The following is a 16,438-nucleotide window of genomic DNA, read 5'->3' on the forward strand; positions in this document are numbered from 1 at the left end:
TGCATGACCCGCCAGGTACTCTGTCAGCACCCAAGAAGGTGCTCCAGCGCAGATAGTGCTCACCCAGTAGAGTAGAGCGTTTATCCAGTCTCGAATACGGGACTGCCGGTTAGCGGACATGACCGTCACCTCTTCCTGCGATGAGACAGACGAATTGCCTGAAGCTGGGCAGGGACGGTAAAGGACCACGAACGCTAGCGTGCCAAGCAGCGCGGAACCCAGCAGTGCCGGGCTCAGCGCATCGACAGCTACAGTATGTCACGGCGGCTCGCATCGTGGGCAGATGGTATAAAGACCAACAGTGCGTGCAGTCCGAGGTCGGTGGAGCGGCTTTGGGCTGGAGCTGCTTTGGGGCGAGAGATCGGGGGCCCCTAAGCTGGCCGCGACTCGGGCAGCACCTCGCCTGCCCGCAATGGTCCGAGCGGGGCCACCGATCTTAGAGGCTCGCCCCAAAGTAGCTGCTTAAAGCCGTGGAGCCGACCGGACCCGGCCATGTGGTGTTTCTCGTGAGTGGGACCGCCTAGCCTGTAGGACTAAGAAGGACCTTCTGGCCGTGCTTGGCATGCGGCTCCGAACTGTCACTAGAAAATCTTCTGATCCCCATCCTTCTCGTTGGGCTTGGTGGCCTTCTTTCGAACGCGCGGCTTCCTAGCCTTAGGGAAGGCCGGCCCCGGGCCGTATCTCACAGCGGTGCCACGCTTCTGTTCGGATGTGCGAGTAATCACCTCGCGTCCGACAAGATCGCGCAGAATGTCCCGTGCTTGGTATACGTCAACGTCGAACAGTCGCTGAATCGTGCGGTTATTCACTTCACCGTAGTCGACGATATGCTCGATGATTTTCTTGTCGATATCGTCGATTGCTCTACTGTGGTAGGTGACGGCACTTCCGAGTTTAGCAACCACTTCAGCCCTTAGCCGGTACGCCGGAAAGCGATTCCTCATCGTCCCGCGCGTAGGCTCCAGAATGTTGAGTGGATCTACGGATAGCCGCAAAAGTGCCGCTTGAGCCTCTTCCTCGGTTCGTTGGATGACTCCTGCGACCTCGCTTGCCTTCACGGTGCGCTTGCTGCAGAGAAGGCGGATAATCAATAGAGCATCGGTGTCATCTTGTTCGTCTTCCGGAAGCGATGCTAGGAACTTTGCAATTCGCGTGTTCGGAGGTGCGCCGCGGAATAGAACAGAGACCTGTTCTGAATCTTCCGAGATCACGGGAATGTCACGCCCCGAACGAATCATCTCACGGAACATGCGATCAACGCCCTGACCAACTTCCTCTGCGAGCCCTAGGAGCCGGAAGGCGGCGGCAAGAGCTGGATACCTCGCTCGTGACCCTCTCGTCAAGATATTGCTGGTGGTCACACCCGAGACCAGTGGTCCGGGGGAGTCAATCTTTAGATACTGGGGTGAGTGCTCGATGTGCACGGGAACTCGGAGCCGCCAGTCTCCGTGAATGAATGCGTTAACGATGGCTTCGCGCACAGCTGCCGATGGGTAGTCTTCAATCTGCAGCTGGCGGCCGTCTGGAAGGGTAACGGGAGTGATTCCCTGGCGGGCTCTAATGGCCTGCACCAGGTCTTCAAAGGCTAGAACGATCGGCGTCCCGATCCTGAGAATTGCATCGGTCTCGCCCGCTTGAGTTCGGCGATGCTGATAAACAACGGCCTCGGTCGGGGATGATGTAGCGTCTTGACACAGCATCAATTCCCCTGCGCGGGTTAGATTGCCGTCGTCGGCCACGGCTTTCATGGCCTTCAATAGATCGAGGTCGCTGAGCTTGCCATGTTTTTGTCGACTGACATCGATAGAGCTAGTCAAGAGCCTTCTACAGTATCGGAAGGCGAGTGGATCAATGTCTTCGAGAGGGCGTCCGCTTGAAGTGGATGACCAATCGAATCCTCGCCTCTCCTCAGCTAGTCGAGTAACATCCGCGGGCCGCATCGGGATGCAATTCGTATTAATCCTCTGGTACGTGTAACCTTTTACAGTTGAGTAGACCTCCAGCCCTTCCGGCACGGAGATCTCCAACAGCCTCTTACCGGCAAAATTGAGCTCTTCCACCTCGACGAGTAGCGATGGTGTTGTGAGCTGGTGGATTCTTCCCCGCAAGGTTTGTGGATCTAGGTCGCACCCGACGAAGGCCTGCTCACCTGCGCGCGAGTCCACGACACCTACGACGATCGTTCCCCCACTGGCGTTCGCGAAGCAGACTGCAGCCTCCGCAAGATCGGTGAAGGTATCCTTCTGGTTGGGCTTGGCCTGCTTGAAGTCGAGAGTCTCTGTCTCGCACTTGGCTGCCGTCCTGCCAGCCAGGATCCTCTCCAGGACGGGGGTGATGGAGGGTGACATCCTTTGAGGCTCCTTTGGGAGAGGTCTTGCTGTCAGAGTATCCCCAAAGGGGTCCCAAAGGGTGAGCATCCCTCCACAGGCGGAGACTGGCAGGGCTGCGAGACGTGTGTGAGGCTGGCGGAGCGGCTTTGGGTGGGAGCTGCCATGGGGCGAGAGATCCGGGGACCCGTAAGCTCGCTGCGACTCGGGCAGCACCTTGCCTGCCCGCAACAGCCCGAGGTGGGCCCCCGATCTTCGAGGCTCGCCCCGTGGTGGCTGCCTGAGCCGTGAAGCCGGTTGCCCTGACCACGATGGTTCTCCGCGTCTACGTCATGGCGCATTCGCTCAGCGCGGGCCGGCGGACCGGGCCGGAGCGGGGCGGAGACAGGAGCGGCGGCCCGGGGAGTCGGGCCGCGCGGCGAGCGGAGCGAGCCGCCTTGAAGTCGTAGAGCAGGTTTCTACTCAACCACCGCTGTGCAGCAGCTGGCGGCCGTCGTGGGCACGGACGTGTGGCGCATCGTCGCTGAGGGCATCGAGCAGCCGGATCGCGTAGACCTCGCTCATCTTGGCGGCCACCTCGTCGGGCGTCAGCCAGGCAACGGCGGTGGACTCGGCCGAGGTGCGCTCGGTGCCGCCCGAGGGCTTGCACCTGAAGACCATCGCGATGATCCCGCGCGTCATGTTCTTGTAGACCCCGGTCAGCCGGTCCACCTCGACATGGACGCCCGTCTCCTCGAACACCTCGCGCCGTACGCCCTCCTCCGGCGCCTCGTCGACCTCCAGCACTCCCCCGGGCGGCTCCCACGTGCCGTTGTCGGCGCGCTGGATGGCCAGGACCCGGCCGTCCTCCCGGACCACCGCACCTGCCACCGACACAGAGTGGAGCGGCGTTGACCGGTCATGGCGGCTGCTGTTACTCATGTAGATGAGCATAGGAGGAAGCAAGGACTATGGGGAATCCGGCCGCGCAGGACCCGGGCCAGCCGCGCTATCTGCAGATCGCGGACGACCTCGCCCGGGGGATTCAGGCGGGTCGCCCCGCTCCCGGTGAGATGCTGCCCAGCGAGTCCGAGCTGATCGACCGCTACGACGTGTCGGGCGGCACGGTGCGTAAGGCCATCGCGGAGCTTCGCACGCGGGGACTCATCGAGACCCACCACGGCAAGGGCTCGTCCGTGAAGAAGCTCCCGCCAGTGAGCCGCAAGTCCTCCGACCGCTTCCGCCGCTCCCACCGCAAGGCGGGCAAGGCTGCCTACCTGGCGGAGAGCGAGCAGATGGGCGTCACGCCCACGGTCAAGGTGCACTACGTCGGCCCCACCGAGGTGCCGGAGGAGATCGCGGAGCGGCTGGGCGTCACCGCCGGCACCAAGGTGCTGGCCCGGCGGCGGCTGTACTTCAGCGACGGCATCCCCACCGAGGAAGCCACCTCGTACCTGCCGTGGGATGTCGTAAAGGACATCCCCGAGATGTTCGAGGAGAAGCCCGGCGGCGGCGGGATTTACGCCCGGCTGGAGGAGCACGGCAACACCCTGCACGAGTTCACCGAGACCGTACGGGCCCGGCTCGCCACCAAGCAGGAGACCACCGCGCTCAGTCTGAGCCCCGGCTCCCCGGTGATCCATCTGACCCGTGAGGCCCGTACGGACGACGGGCGCGTGGTCGAGGTCTGCGACACGATCATGGCGGCGGACAGGTTCGTTCTGGACTACCGCATCCCGGCAGGGGATTGATCGCCGAGGGCTCCAACGGGCCCGCGTACAAAGAATCTTGAAGGATCCGTTGACTCATGTACATGAGTCAGGCACTCTCGAAGGTCACTCATATGCATGAGTGATTGAGTCGGTCTCATGCAGAGGAGTAGTCGCGTGCCGTCCTTCAAGATCGACACATCCACCGCCGTCGTCTTCGTGGCCGTCGAGCCCAAGCACAAGGTCATCAACAAGGAGACCGGCGAGATCGCCATCGACCGCGAGACCAGCCAAGCTGATGACCATCGGCCTGACCATCGCGGACGAGGGCGAAGCCAACCTGTTCACCGTCTCCATCCCGGAGACCGGCATCCCGTCCGGGCTGACGCTCGGCACCCCCGTCGCGGTGACCGGCCTGAAGGCCCGCGACTGGGAGAACACCTTCAACGGCGAGAAGCGGTGGGGGATCGCCTACGGCGCGGTCGCCGTGACCTCGCTGGCGGCTTCGGGCGGGAAGGACTGATCTCCGTGTCGTCAGAAGTCCTGCTGATCGTCGCCCTGGTGCTAGGTGCGGGCGTGCTGGTGCTGCGCTGGCGCCGCCCGGCCTGGTACTGGCTGACCATCGGCGTGGTCATCGCCTCGGTCCGCGTCCTGGTGACGTACGGCTCGGTCATGGAGGCCTGCGGGCTGACCGCGCCGCCGTCGCGCTGGCGGCTGGCTCTGGCCCGAGCGGCCAACCGTCCGGCTCCGCAGCCTCGTTCGCCGCGCATCCTGCGACTGCGCCCGACCCGTACCGGCCTGGTGCTCCGGCTGAAGCTGCGGCCGGGGGAGGACGCCTTCGACTTCGCCGCGTCCGCCGACCGGCTGCGGCACTCGTTCGCCATGCAGGGCGTCACCTCCCGCGAGGTGAAGGCCGGTGTGGTGGAGCTGGCCATGACCGGCTACGACGTGCTCAAGCGTGTGCAGATGCCGGCCAAGGTCGAGCGCGAGACCCTGCGGATCCCGGTAGCGCTGCGGGAGGACGGGACCGTCCATTACCGCGACTACCGCCAGGTGCCGCACGGGCTAAACCTCGGCGCCACGCTCTCGGGCAAGTCGGTCTACCAGCGGCGCCTGGTGACCGAACTCGCCGAGCAGGACGTAGCGCTAGTGGGGATCGACTGCAAGCAGGGGGTGGAGCTGGCGCCGATGGCGCGCCGGTTCTCTGCCCTGGCGGACAACCCCGACGATGCCGCCGATCTGCTGGATACCCTCGTGGAGCGGATGGGCGCGAACTACCAGGTCGTACGGACCGAGCAGCGCATCAGCTCGGACGTGCCGGATGCGGAGATCACCGCCGACATCTGGGGCCTGCCCGCCCACATGCGCCCGGCGCCGGTCGTGCTGCTGATCGATGAGGTGGCCGAACTCGCCCTGTCCGCGGGGACGGGCGGCTGAGGAGAGGCGCCGGGAGCGGATCATCACGGCCCTGGCGCGGCTGGTGCAGCTCGGCCGTGCCGCCGGGATCTACGTGGAGATCTGCGGCCAGCGTTTCGGCTCCGAGCTGGGCAAGGGCATCACCATGCTCCGCGCTCAGCTGACCGGCCGAGTCTCGCACCGCGTCAACGACGAGGCGTCCGCCAAGATGACGTTCGGCGACATCTCCCCGGATGCCGTGCTCGCCGTCCAGGTCATCCCCACCGACCGCCCGAGTACGGCCATCGCCGGGGACGCCTCCGGCGGCTGGTCAAAGATCCGCGCTCCGTTCACGCCGCTGCGCGACGCGGTCAACGTCTGCAACGCGACTGCGTACCGCACCCCTGAGCTGCCCGAGCTGGCCGCCTTCCGGCCGGTGCCGCCGCCTCGCGTGCACATGGTGAAGCCCGCCGACGTGCGGCTGAGCCGCGAGACCGGCGAGACCGGCGAAGCGGCCTGATCACACCCCAACTCCATCGGTCGGCGTGACCGCCTCACGCCAAGTCCCTACCCCAGCCATGCCCGAAACCCGAGAGGAAGAGCCTCCGCTTCGATCTACTTCCGGCCCGCTGTCGACAGCTCGGTGATCTGCCACACCTACGGCGGCGAGCGCACTCCGATCCTGGCGCTGGTGGCCGACGGTACGCACCTGACGATCGCCGACGGCCCGACGCTGCCGCTGGAGGAGCACCTGCGCTTCGCCCGGCGGCTGGTCGATGGTGCCGCCGCGTACCTGGCGGCGGTAGAGCACTACGCCGCTGCCCGCGTCGACCTGACCAAGGCTGCGTGAGCGTCGTGTGCGCCGCCTGTGATGACCACGCCCGCACCGTCGAGTTGCTGTGCGACCTGGTCGCGTACACCACGCGCTTCGACCACGACCGCGAGTTCGCCGACCTCGTCGGCTGGGCGCTCGCGCTGTCCCTGCCCATCTCGTTCGACGCGCCCAACTTGGGCGGCGACTGAGCCGTCCGCCCGGGGCCGCGCGGCAGGCCACCGATGCCCCGCCCGGCCCCGGGCCCAACCCGATGAAGGGAGTGAGATCGATGCGCACCAGCATTCGTCCGGACGCCGTGCTCGTGCAGGCGGTCATCGCCGGGGCGCTCAGCTTCGCGCACCTGCACGACATCGCCGAGGCTGCTGGGCAGGACGGCTGGAAAGCCTGGGCCTACCCGATCTCCGTGGACCTGCTGCTCGTTGCGGCCTGGCGTCGCTTGCGCATCCTGCGGGACGCCGGGGCCCCGACCGCCGGGGCCTGGCTGTGGTTCACCGCCGCCCTGGTCGCCTCGCTCGGCGCCAACGTCGCCACCGCCGGACTGCTCGACCTCGACCAGGTGCCCGCGTGGCTGCGGATCCTCGTTGCCGGATGGCCCGCGCTGGCCTTCCTCGGCGGCACCCTGCTCGCCCACACCCCGGAGACCGGCCGTTCGGCCGCCGTGCCGGCCGAACCCGAATCGGCCCCCGAGGTCGTCCGCGAACCCGCCGAGGCTCCGGCGACTCCGCCCGCCGCGGAGCTGCCCGTCGCCGTGCCGGATGCGCTTCTCGCGCACGCCCGCAAGGTCGCCGACGCCCACCAGGCGCGGACCGGCGAGCCGATCGACACCGACACCCTGCGCGCCCGGCTCGGCGTACCCGCCCCGCTGGCCGCTCAGATCGCCACCCAACTGGCCTGATCAGAAAGGAGTCCTGCCATGCCCGCCCGCGAGTTCTTCCACTCCGTGCACCAGATCGGCCCGGTGCAGATTGGTACACACCGCGATCGACGCGGCCGTAGCCGGCACGCCGCCGTGTGCACCGCCGAGGGCTGCGGCTGGTCCGCCGACTACGGCACCCGGTCGGCTGCTCAGCTCGCCGCCCGTACCCATCGCTGCCGCGTACGTGGACGGGGGTACCGCTCGTGAACGTCGAGATCCCGCTGATCCTCCTGGTGGCCCTGATCGGCTACTTCGGCATCAAGCTGATCCGCCCGCCGCTCTGGCTGATCGTCGTCCTGCTGCTGGTCGGCTTCCTGCTCGCCGACACCCTGCTTGCCCCCGCGATCGACTCCGGCACCCGGACCGGCGTCGACGTCATCAACGGCACCACCAAGTGACCTTGAGAGGAGAGACCTGCCATGTTCCGTCCCAAGTACCCCGCCGCCCCGGTGGTGCCCACCGTGCCCGCCGTCGTGGAGCAGCAGCACACCGCGCCGCCTTGCGGCTGCCAGCACGCCCCGCCTCCGGCACGCCCGGCACTCCGACTGTCGCCGACTGGCCTTCTGGTCGCTGTCGGTGGCGGCACCTCCGTGGTTCTCGTCGTCGGCACGGTCTTGGTCTCGATGCTCCTGGCCGTCGCCATCAGCGCCGCATCGGTCGCCATATGCGCCGTCGTGCTGCGCTCCCTGCTCAGCAACCAGCACACCCACCGCTGACCGGCCGCCAGGCAGCGCACAAGCCGCCAAGCATCGCCGCTGCCCGGACGGACCGGCCCCTTCCCGAACCGAGTTAAGAAGGAGAAACCATCATGACCCAGCCAACCCCCGCCCCCGTGCGGCACTGCGCCCACTGCGACGGCTTTCCCGTCGTCGCCATCACCACCGGCCAGCTGCTCCCGGCCGGCTCGCGCCAGACCATCCCCGTTGCCTGCCCGGCCTGCGAGGGGACCGGTGTCGCAGACCCCCTGCGGCAGCTGCTCGACAGCGCGGCCACTGCCGTCTTCGCCCGGGGGCGCGTATGACGACGACCGCTCCGCCGCCCGTCACCGACCTGGCCCGCCTCGCCTCGCACGGCACGCTCCCGGACCTGGCCCGTCAGCTGAAGCGGCTCGGCGGCTGCACCAACCCCGTCCGGCTCGACGGGCGGCGTACGGACATCGACACCGCCACGGGCGAGGTCCGCGCCGAGCTCGACACCGCTCGACTGCCCGCCGGGCACCTGCTGATGCGCTGCAACAACCGGCGCGCAAGCCGGTGCCCGGCCTGTGCCGAGATCTACCGGAGCGACACGTACCAGCTCATCAGTGCCGGGCTGCGCGGCGGCAAGGGCACCCCCGAGCAGGTGGCCAGCCACCCGAGGGTCTTCGCGACCTTCACCGCGCCGTCCTTCGGGCCGGTCCATAACCGCCCGGACTCCGGCCGGTGCCGCTGCGGTGCCGTGCACGCGCCGGACGCGCTCGAGCTGGGCGCTCCGCTCGATCCCGAGACATACGACTACGAGCACGCCGTGCTGTGGAACGCCTACGCCCCGAAGATCTGGGCCCGCTTCACGATCTACCTGCGGCGGGAGGTCGCCAAGCGCGCCGGCCTGACGCAGCGGGCGTTCGCCGACCATGCGCGCGTCTCGTTCGCCAAGGTCGCCGAGTACCAGCGCCGCGGTGCCGTCCACTTCCATGCCGTCGTCCGGCTCGACGGACCCGAGGGCGGCGACACCGCTCCGCCCGCCTGGGATACCGCCGAACTGCTGACCGACGCCATCCGGGCCGCCGCCTCGGCCGCCACCGTGGACGGCCCGGTCCTCGACGGACGGGCGTACGCCTTCGCCTTCGGCCGTCAGCTCGACATCCGGCCGATCCGCTCCGCCGAGTTGGACGGCGGCACCGAGCTGACGGACGGTGCGGTGGCCGCGTACATCGCCAAGTACGCCACCAAAGGCGCCGAGGCGACGACCGGCACCCTGGACCGGCCGCTGAAGTTCCTCGCCGAGCTGGCCCAGCTCCGCGTCTCCGACCATGCCCGCGAGCTGATCCGTACGGCGTGGCGTCTTGGTGCGCGGCCCGAGCTGGAGGAGCTGCGGCTGCGGGCGTGGGCGCACATGCTCGGCTTTCGCGGCCACTTCTCGACCAAGACCCGGCGCTACTCGACCGCCCTGGGGGCTCTTCGTGAGGCTAGCGCGGAGTGGTGCCGCCTCCAGGCTCTCGCCGAGCGGGGCGACCCCGTGCCGGAGGGGGAGGCGGACACCACCCTCGTCCTCGCGCACTGGGTCTACGCCGGTACCGGCCTCTCTCGCGGCGAGCAGTGGCTAGCTGCCGCTCACGCTCCAGAACCCGCAGCGGCAGGAGGGAGCGCCGATGAATGAGCGCTACCTCAGCGTCGACCAGGTCGCCGAGGTGCTGGGCACCACCGTGCGCTTCCCCCGGCGGCTCATCGCCGAGCGTCGAATCCGGTACGTGAAGGTCGGGCGTCACGTCCGTGTCCCGGAGAGCGCGCTGCGGGCCTACGTCGACGCGAACACCGTGGAGCCCATCCGCCGGCGTCGGCGCTCTCGCTACGGGAGGGCTGCCTGATGGGGAACAAGAAGGGCCGCCGCCGCACCTTCGGCGCTGTGCGCAAGCTGCCGTCCGGCCGCTACCAGGCTCGGTATCCCGGGCCCGATGGCGTCATGCGTCCCGCGCCGTGCACCTTCGAGACGGTGGCGGACGCGGACGGCTGGCTCGCCGAGCGGTACGCGGAGATCCGTCGCGGTGAGTGGCAGGACCCGGACGCCGGGGCGGTCAACTTCGAGGAGTACGCCCTGCGCTGGGTCAGAGAGCGGCGGCTGTCCGCCACCACGGACGAGCTGTACCGCCGTCTCCTCCGGCTGCACGTCCTGCCCACCTTCGCGGCGCTGGACCTAGACGAGATCACCGCGCCTCTCGTCCGCAGCTGGCGCTCCGAGCGGCTGGACGCGACGGGCGCGGATACCACGATCGCCAAGGCGTACCGGCTGCTGAAGGCCATCATGCAGACCGCCGAGGACGACGAACTGATCCGCCGGAACCCCTGCCGGATCCGGGGTGCGGGGAAAGGAGTCGGCGGCCGAGCGGCCGGTGGCCACCATCGCCCAGGTGGACGCGCTCGCCGACGCCATGGGCCCGCGCTGGCGGCTGATGGTCTACATCGCGGCATACGGCCCGGCCCGGCCGGAGGAGCAGGCTGCGCTCAGACGCCCGGACGTAGATCTCGACCGGATCGGCGTGTGGATCCGGACTGCCGAGCCGGAGCTGACCACGGGCCGCCGGGCACCAGGGGAGACGAAGTCCCAGGCCGGTAGGAGGTTCCTCGTCCTGCCCGCGTTCCTGGAGCGGGACCTGCGGCGGCACCTCGCCTGGTACGCAGAGAAGGAACCTGACGGCCTGCTCTTCGTGGGTGAGCGGGGCAAGCCGTTCCGGCGTTCGACCTTCGGGCGGAAGTGGCGCAAGGCGCGGGGCAAGGTCGGGCTGCCGGAGCACTTCCGGTTCTACGACCTGCGGCACACCGGACACTCCCTGGCGAGTCAGAGCGGGGCCACGCTGAAGGACACGATGGTTCGTGCCGGCCAGTCCTCGGAGAAGGCGGCGCTGATCTACCAGCACTCTGATCTGGCACGGCAGAAGGAGATCGCGGACAAGCTCGACGCTCGCGTACGTGCCGAGCGCAAGGCGGCGGAGGACCGGCCGGACGATCAGGCATCTGGCACGGATCTGGCACGAGACGCTTAGCGTGGTCCAGACGACATGTAAGGCCCGGGTCTCTGACCTGGGCCTTCTGTCTGGAGCGGGCGACGGGAATCGAACCCGCGCTCTGAGCTTGGGAAGCTCATGTTCTACCATTAAACTACGCCCGCGTAGAGCGCCCCCTGGGGCGCTTCGCTGTCACTCTACCGTATGTGCGCCCCCCGGCGAGGTCGTCGGGGGGCTGTTGGCGTTGTGGGGTGGAGGTGCCGGGGTGGGGCGGGAGTTGGGGTTACCTTGAGGAGGGGGGTGGGGTGTGGGGTGGGGGGTTCGTCCCGTAGTGTGGCATTTGTTGCGTTACGGGGAAGGAGCCTGATGGAGACCACCGTCGTCCGATGTGCCGAAGGGCACGTCTTCAGCACCGCCTCGCTCCCGATGCAGAACGTCGGCGCCGCCCGGCGGATCGGGTCCGGTGGGCTCGTGCGGTGTCCGCGGTGTGCGCGGTTGCGGAACGTCGTGCCGGTGGGCAAGGGCGAGACGCGGTAGCCCGCCGGGCAGCCGGTAGGGTCGGGGCGTGCTGCTCTCTGACAAGGACATCCGGACCGAAGTCGACGCCGGGCGGGTCCGGATCGAGCCCTTCGAGGACGCGATGATCCAGCCGTCCAGCGTGGACGTACGCCTCGACCGCTACTTCCGGGTGTTCGAGAACCACCGCTATCCCCACATCGACCCCGCCGTCGAACAGAGCGACCTCACGCGGCTCGTGGAGCCCGAGGGCGACGAGTGCTTCATCCTGCACCCCGGGGAGTTCGTGCTGGCCTCGACGTACGAGGTCATCTCGCTCCCCGACGACATCGCCTCCCGGCTCGAGGGCAAGTCCAGCCTCGGGCGGCTCGGGCTGCTCACGCACTCCACCGCCGGCTTCATCGACCCCGGGTTCAGCGGGCACGTGACGCTGGAGCTCTCCAACGTCGCCACGCTGCCCATCAAGCTGTGGCCGGGCATGAAGATCGGGCAGCTCTGCATGTTCCGGCTCAGCTCACCCGCCGAGCACCCCTACGGCTCCGCCAAGTACGGCTCCCGGTATCAGGGGCAGCGCGGGCCCACGCCCTCGCGGTCGTACCAGAACTTCCACCGGACCGTGATCTGACGACGCCCGTAGCGGCTCAGAGCGTGCCCAGTTTGAAGAGCGCCAGCAGCGCCACCAACTGGATCGAGCACGCCCCCAGCGCCCGCGGCCACGGCAGGTCGTGCGACTTGCTCACCATCGACGTCAGCAGCACCCCCGCCGCCAGCCACGTCAGCCAGCCGACGCCCTGCGCGAACGTGTGCTCCCCGCCGATGAACATCGCGATCAGCAGCCGCGGCGCGTCCGTGAGCGCCACGATCAGCATCGCCAGCCCCACCGTCGGCGCCAGGGCCCCCGCGCCGCCCAGGTTGCGGGCGAGGGTGTGGGTGACCGTGCCCATCACCAGGCCGCTGAGCGTGACCGCGATGCCCGTGACGACGATCCACGGGATGCTCGCCGAGATCGTGGAGTTGAGCACCTCGTCGCGCGCCTGCTCCAGGCCGAAGACCGCGAGCAGGCCGTAGAGGAAGCTCACCGTGAGCGCGGGGCCCCACATGCTGTGGTCGCGCATCTGCCAGAACGTGCGGTTCGGGTGGAAGACGATCCCGCTGAGCAGGTCCTTCCAGTGCAGCCGCGGGCCTACGGGCGGGGCCGCCGCCTCGCCGGCGCGGTAGACGTGGCCGTCCTGGTACGGACCGTAGTCGTCCGGCCCCCCGCCGACGCCGTACGGCTGGGTGTTGCCGGGGCGGTCGGCGGCGTACGGGTCGTGGCCGCCGCCGTAGTACTCGGGCCCCGGGCCGTGGCTGCCGGGGGGCTGGCGCCACTGGGCGCCGTACGGCTGCCCGTGCCCCTGCCCGTGCGGCGGCGGGGGACCGCCGTACTGCGGACCGCCGTAAGGCGGGGGGCCGCCCTGCGGCGGGCCCTGCGGCCGTCCCTGCTGCCGACTGCCGTGGGGCTCGCGTCCCCGGCCCATCCTGAATCCTGCCACGCGATCGAACGTACCTGGTCTTGCCCGCCGCGGTCACCGGGCCCCGGGAATACGGGGGATGTTTGTGGCCAAGACGGCACTTCCCGTAGGGGATCCGCCCTACTGGGGCCCGGGGCGGTGGGGCGGGCAGGGCGTGGGGGCACAGGGTGTGGGTGTTCCCCGGGCATGAGCCAGGGCCCGGCCGGGGGAGGTCCGGGCCCTGGCCGTCTCTGCGGCGAGGCGGCGCGCCGCCGGGCGTCCGGCGTGGCTATGGCACCGCCGGGCGCCCGGCGGCGGTACGCGGTACGTCGCCGTCCCCGGCGGCGCAGCGTCCTCAGCCTGCCAGCGCCGACCCGTACCCCGGGTCCCCCGTCGTCGGCATGCCCACCGACGACGGGTAGATCGCCACCGCCCCGTCCGCCGCCACCCCGCCGGCGTCCGAGCGCAGGGCGTAGACCGCTCCGTTGCCGTCGTTCTCGCCGACAGCGCCGACCGTCAGGTCGTCGAAGCCGTCGCCGTTGGGGTCGGAGAGGAGGAGTTCGGTGCCGAAGCGGTCGCGGGTCTCGTTGGTGCCGGGGACGCCCGGGGTGTTCTGGTGGACCAGCGTGGCGCCCGCGGCGCCGAAGCCGGAGCCGTCCGCCGCGCCGTAGAGCACCGTGACGGTCCCGGTGTTCTCGGCGGCGCCCAGGGTCTCGTTCGCCGCGCCGATCGCCAGGTCCGTGTACCCGTCGCTGTTCACGTCGCCGAGCCCCAGCTCGGTGCCGAAGTCGTCGCCCTTCTCCGGGGTGCCCGGGACGCCGGGCGTCGCCTGGCTCAACTCCGTGGTGGCGGCGGGGCCGTCCGCGGAGCCGAAGGTGACGGAGACGTTGCCGCCCAGCGCCGCGCCCGGCGTGCCCTCGTCGTCGCGCCCCAGGCCGGTGATGATCTCGGCCCGGCCGTCGTCGTTCACGTCCCCGACGACGGTGGTGTCGCCTCCGGGGAGCTGCCGCTGCCCCGCGACGGTCAGGCCGTCCGGGGAGCCCGGCACGTAGACGCCGCTGCGCTCCCAGTCCACGTGGCCGTTGACGACGAGATCGTCGTCGCCGTCCCCGTCGACGTCGCCCGCGGCGAGGTCGAACCGGCCCCAGATCCTCCCGTTGTCCAGCGGCACCGCGACCGTGTCCCACGCCCCGTAGTCGCCCTTCGTACGGCCGAAGCCGCCGGTGAAGACGTCCATGGACGCGCTCGTGGAGGCCACGGCCAGGTCCGCCGTGCCGTCCCCGTCGAAGTCGCCGGCCGCGAGGCCCCGGCCGAAGAGGTCGTGCTCGTACGGGCGCGGGTCGGGCAGCGTCGTACCGCCGGCGAGGCCGTTCGCCCCGCCCCACAGGAGCTGGATCGTGCCGCCGTTGACGTCGCCGCCGACCTTCTCGCCGGGGGCGGCGACGGCGAGGTCGGTGTACCCGTCGCCGTCGAAGTCCGCGGCGGCGGTCCAGCCGCCCCAGCCGTCGCCGTCCTCGGCGGTGCCGGGGACGCCGGCGCTGTGCTGGCTGAGCCGCTTGGTGCGGCCGGCGGAGAGCCCGGCGGTGGTGCCGTCGTTCTTCGCCCCGTAATGGGCGACGATCTGGCCGGCGCCCCTTACTCCGGCGACGTACGCGTCCGGCGCGGAGGCCGCGACGTCGCGGACGCCGTCCCCGTTGAAGTCGACGATCGCGCCCGGGGGTTCCGCGGCCGAGGCGCCGGGTCCTGCGACGGCGGCCAGGCCGCCCGAGAGTGCGGCGGCGGCGGTCGCGGTGGCCAGTGCGGTACGGAGTCGGTGATGCATGCGGCAGCTCCCGGGCGCGGTCGATGACGGCGATCAGAAGACCCCGTACCGCGGCCAAAGGTTGTAGGAATACGGCTAGTTGGTTCGTACAGTGACAGAAGGTGTCATTCCGCCTACGGAAACGACGGGGGAGCTACTCCGCGATCGTCTCCGGGAACCGCGCGTTCGCCCCGTTCGCGCCCACCGACGCCCCGCTGAAGTTCCACGACCCGTCCGCGATCAGCCCGCTGCTGCGGGCCTGTAGCACCCACGCGAACCCCTGCCCCGCGTTCTCGCCGGGCGCGCCCGCGATCAGGCCGGACCGGCCGTCGCGGTTGGGGTCGTGCAGCCGGACGTCGGAGCCGAAGAGGTCGCCGGCCTCCGCGGTGCCCGGGATCCCGGGGGTGTCCTGGTTGAAGTGCTGCACCCCGGTCGTGGTGAGCCCGCCGGCGGAGCCGCGCAGCAGCCAGACGGCGCCCGCCCCGGCGCTGGTGCCGATCGCCTCGCCCTCGGCGCCGACCGCGAGGTCGAGGAAGCCGTCGCCGTTGACGTCGCCGAGGGAGACGTCACTGCCGAAGCGGTCCTCCACCTCGTACGCCCCGGGGACGCCACCGCTGCCCTGCTGCCACACCTCGGGCTGCCCCGAGCCCGGCCCGCCCGCGGCCCCGTACCAGACCTGGACGGCGCCGCCCGACAGCTCGTATTCGCCGTGCTCCAGCACCGAGGGATCGCCGATCGCGAGGTCGTCGGCGCCGTCCTTGTCGATGTCGCCCGCGACGCCGACGGGACCGCCGGCGAACTCCGTGCGTGTGTAGCCCTCCGGGCCGCCGCCCTTGAGGTACAGGGAGTGGCCCTGCAGATACTCCAGGTACCACTTCCGGCCGGTGACCACGAGGTCGTCGGCGCCGTCGCCCTCGAAGTCGCCGCCGACCAGGCCGGTGGGCGTGAAGTCCTGCGGGAAGTCGGTGAAGGGATGGCCCGCCTGGGCGCGCGCAGGGGTACGTGCCCGGCCCCAGCCCCCGTACAGCTCCAGGTGGTCCTCCGACAGGATCGCCAGCGCGGTCGACCCGTCGTGGAACCAGTCGCCCGCGGCCAGGCCGGTCGCGTAGGCGTTGCCCTCGGTCAGGGAGGCGGGGCGCAGGTCCTGCGCGCCGCTGCCGGACAGCCCGCCGGCCGAGCCGTAGAGGACGATCGTGCGCCCCGTGTCCGCGACGCCGCCGAGGTCCTCGCCGGTGACGCCGACGGCGAGGTCGGCGTACCCGTCGCGGTCGAAGTCGGCGGAGGCGAGGGTGGCGCCGAAGGCGTCGCCGGCCTCGGAGGTGCCGGGGACGCCCGCGGTGGACTGGCTGACGACCGTGCGCCTGGCGGTGTCGAGCCCGCCGGCCGAGCCGTAGAGCACGGCGACGTACCCGGCGCGCGCGGCGCCGTCCACGGTGCCGGAGGGGGCGGCCACCACCAGGTCGGGGTAGCCGTCGCCGTTGAAGTCGTCGTGGAACTTCGCGGGCGCCGCGACCGCGCCTTCCGCGGGCGCGGCGGCGGCCGGTGCGGCGCCGCCCGCGAGGGCGGCGCCGGCGACGACGGCCAGAGAGGCCGCTAAGGCGGTGGCGGTCGTGGGCGTACGGCGGCTGCGTGGCATGTCGGGCTCCTGAACGTAGGTGACGGAGTACGGCTACTCAGTGGGCCTCTCACGCGGTGAGACACCTGACGTTCACCCGAGGTTGTATGAACTACCGCCTTTCATATGCCTCATGCAGCTTTTCGCGAACTTGT

The 16,438-nt window shown here is 69.8% G+C and carries 17 protein-coding genes, 1 tRNA gene and 3 pseudogenes; 15 read left to right on the forward strand and 6 right to left on the reverse strand.

Annotated features, from left to right (window positions below):
• Positions 1-581: 581 nt before the first annotated feature.
• On the reverse strand, positions 582-2,348 hold the full coding sequence (locus DMB38_RS18395) for an RNA-binding domain-containing protein (RefSeq protein ID WP_125936109.1): 1,767 nt from the start codon (positions 2,346-2,348) through the stop codon (positions 582-584).
• Between the two features lie 441 nt (positions 2,349-2,789).
• The gene (locus tag DMB38_RS18400; RefSeq protein ID WP_125936110.1) at positions 2,790-3,260 is read right to left on the reverse strand and encodes an NUDIX domain-containing protein; all 471 of its coding nucleotides are present in this window, start codon (positions 3,258-3,260) and stop codon (positions 2,790-2,792) included.
• A gap of 17 nt (positions 3,261-3,277) precedes the next feature.
• On the opposite strand from DMB38_RS18400, the gene DMB38_RS18405 reads away from it, so the two are divergent.
• The 13 genes and pseudogenes from DMB38_RS18405 to DMB38_RS18460 all read left to right on the forward strand — a co-directional run bounded on the left by DMB38_RS18405 (position 3,278) and on the right by DMB38_RS18460 (position 10,900).
• Complete coding sequence (locus tag DMB38_RS18405) at positions 3,278-4,057, forward strand: GntR family transcriptional regulator (RefSeq protein ID WP_125936111.1); 780 nt, start codon at positions 3,278-3,280, stop codon at positions 4,055-4,057.
• Positions 4,058-4,192: 135 nt separating this feature from the next.
• Positions 4,193-4,538, forward strand: a pseudogene (locus DMB38_RS18410) (hypothetical protein).
• Positions 4,539-4,543: 5 nt separating this feature from the next.
• Positions 4,544-5,930, forward strand: a pseudogene (locus DMB38_RS18415) (FtsK/SpoIIIE domain-containing protein).
• 123 nt (positions 5,931-6,053) lie between these two features.
• Complete coding sequence (locus DMB38_RS18420; protein WP_125936112.1) at positions 6,054-6,260, forward strand: hypothetical protein; 207 nt, start codon at positions 6,054-6,056, stop codon at positions 6,258-6,260.
• Positions 6,257-6,433 carry a hypothetical protein gene (locus DMB38_RS36160; RefSeq protein ID WP_164716037.1) on the forward strand — a complete coding sequence of 59 codons (177 nt, stop codon included), beginning with the start codon at positions 6,257-6,259 and terminating at the stop codon, positions 6,431-6,433. The genes DMB38_RS18420 and DMB38_RS36160 overlap by 4 nt, the downstream gene beginning before the upstream one ends.
• An 80-nt stretch (positions 6,434-6,513) precedes the next feature.
• Positions 6,514-7,140 (forward strand): DUF2637 domain-containing protein, encoded by a 627-nt coding sequence (locus tag DMB38_RS18425; protein ID WP_125936113.1) that lies wholly within the window; start codon positions 6,514-6,516, stop codon positions 7,138-7,140.
• Between the two features lie 18 nt (positions 7,141-7,158).
• Positions 7,159-7,368 (forward strand): mobile element transfer protein, encoded by a 210-nt coding sequence (locus tag DMB38_RS18430; protein WP_125936114.1) that lies wholly within the window; start codon positions 7,159-7,161, stop codon positions 7,366-7,368.
• Entirely contained in the window at positions 7,365-7,559 is a 195-nt protein-coding gene (locus tag DMB38_RS18435) for a hypothetical protein (protein WP_125936115.1), read from the forward strand. Before DMB38_RS18430 ends, DMB38_RS18435 begins: the two co-directional genes overlap by 4 nt.
• A 21-nt stretch (positions 7,560-7,580) precedes the next feature.
• The gene (locus DMB38_RS18440; RefSeq protein WP_125936116.1) at positions 7,581-7,877 is read left to right on the forward strand and encodes a SpdD-like protein; all 297 of its coding nucleotides are present in this window, start codon (positions 7,581-7,583) and stop codon (positions 7,875-7,877) included.
• Positions 7,878-7,969: 92 nt separating this feature from the next.
• On the forward strand, positions 7,970-8,182 hold the full coding sequence (locus DMB38_RS18445; RefSeq protein WP_125936117.1) for a hypothetical protein: 213 nt from the start codon (positions 7,970-7,972) through the stop codon (positions 8,180-8,182).
• A complete protein-coding gene (locus DMB38_RS18450; RefSeq protein WP_125936118.1) occupies positions 8,179-9,519 on the forward strand; it encodes a replication initiator in 1,341 nt (446 codons plus the stop codon). Before DMB38_RS18445 ends, DMB38_RS18450 begins: the two co-directional genes overlap by 4 nt.
• Positions 9,512-9,727 (forward strand): excisionase family DNA-binding protein, encoded by a 216-nt coding sequence (locus DMB38_RS18455; RefSeq protein WP_125936119.1) that lies wholly within the window; start codon positions 9,512-9,514, stop codon positions 9,725-9,727. The genes DMB38_RS18450 and DMB38_RS18455 overlap by 8 nt, the downstream gene beginning before the upstream one ends.
• A pseudogene (locus DMB38_RS18460) lies at positions 9,727-10,900 on the forward strand (tyrosine-type recombinase/integrase). Before DMB38_RS18455 ends, DMB38_RS18460 begins: the two are co-directional and overlap by 1 nt.
• Positions 10,901-10,951: 51 nt before the next feature.
• Here the strand turns inward: DMB38_RS18460 and DMB38_RS18465 are convergent.
• Positions 10,952-11,025: transfer RNA gene (locus DMB38_RS18465), tRNA-Gly, on the reverse strand.
• Between the two features lie 202 nt (positions 11,026-11,227).
• On the opposite strand from DMB38_RS18465, the gene DMB38_RS36165 reads away from it, so the two are divergent.
• Both DMB38_RS36165 and dcd read left to right on the forward strand, forming a co-directional pair.
• Complete coding sequence (locus tag DMB38_RS36165) at positions 11,228-11,398, forward strand: hypothetical protein (RefSeq protein ID WP_164492553.1); 171 nt, start codon at positions 11,228-11,230, stop codon at positions 11,396-11,398.
• Between the two features lie 28 nt (positions 11,399-11,426).
• A complete protein-coding gene (dcd, locus tag DMB38_RS18470) occupies positions 11,427-12,002 on the forward strand; it encodes a dCTP deaminase (RefSeq protein ID WP_047017016.1) in 576 nt (191 codons plus the stop codon).
• 16 nt (positions 12,003-12,018) lie between these two features.
• Here the strand turns inward: dcd and DMB38_RS18475 are convergent, their stop codons facing one another.
• From DMB38_RS18475 to DMB38_RS18485, 3 genes are all read right to left on the reverse strand, one after another.
• A complete protein-coding gene (locus DMB38_RS18475; RefSeq protein ID WP_125939121.1) occupies positions 12,019-12,894 on the reverse strand; it encodes a Yip1 family protein in 876 nt (291 codons plus the stop codon).
• A gap of 328 nt (positions 12,895-13,222) precedes the next feature.
• The gene (locus tag DMB38_RS18480) at positions 13,223-14,689 is read right to left on the reverse strand and encodes an FG-GAP and VCBS repeat-containing protein (RefSeq protein WP_125936120.1); all 1,467 of its coding nucleotides are present in this window, start codon (positions 14,687-14,689) and stop codon (positions 13,223-13,225) included.
• Between the two features lie 133 nt (positions 14,690-14,822).
• Positions 14,823-16,304, reverse strand: a complete 1,482-nt coding sequence (locus tag DMB38_RS18485) for an FG-GAP and VCBS repeat-containing protein (RefSeq protein WP_125936121.1) — start codon at positions 16,302-16,304, stop codon at positions 14,823-14,825.
• Between the last annotated feature and the right edge of the window lie 134 nt (positions 16,305-16,438).

This window comes from Streptomyces sp. WAC 06738, from assembly GCF_003945505.1.
GTDB lineage: Bacteria > Actinomycetota > Actinomycetes > Streptomycetales > Streptomycetaceae > Streptomyces.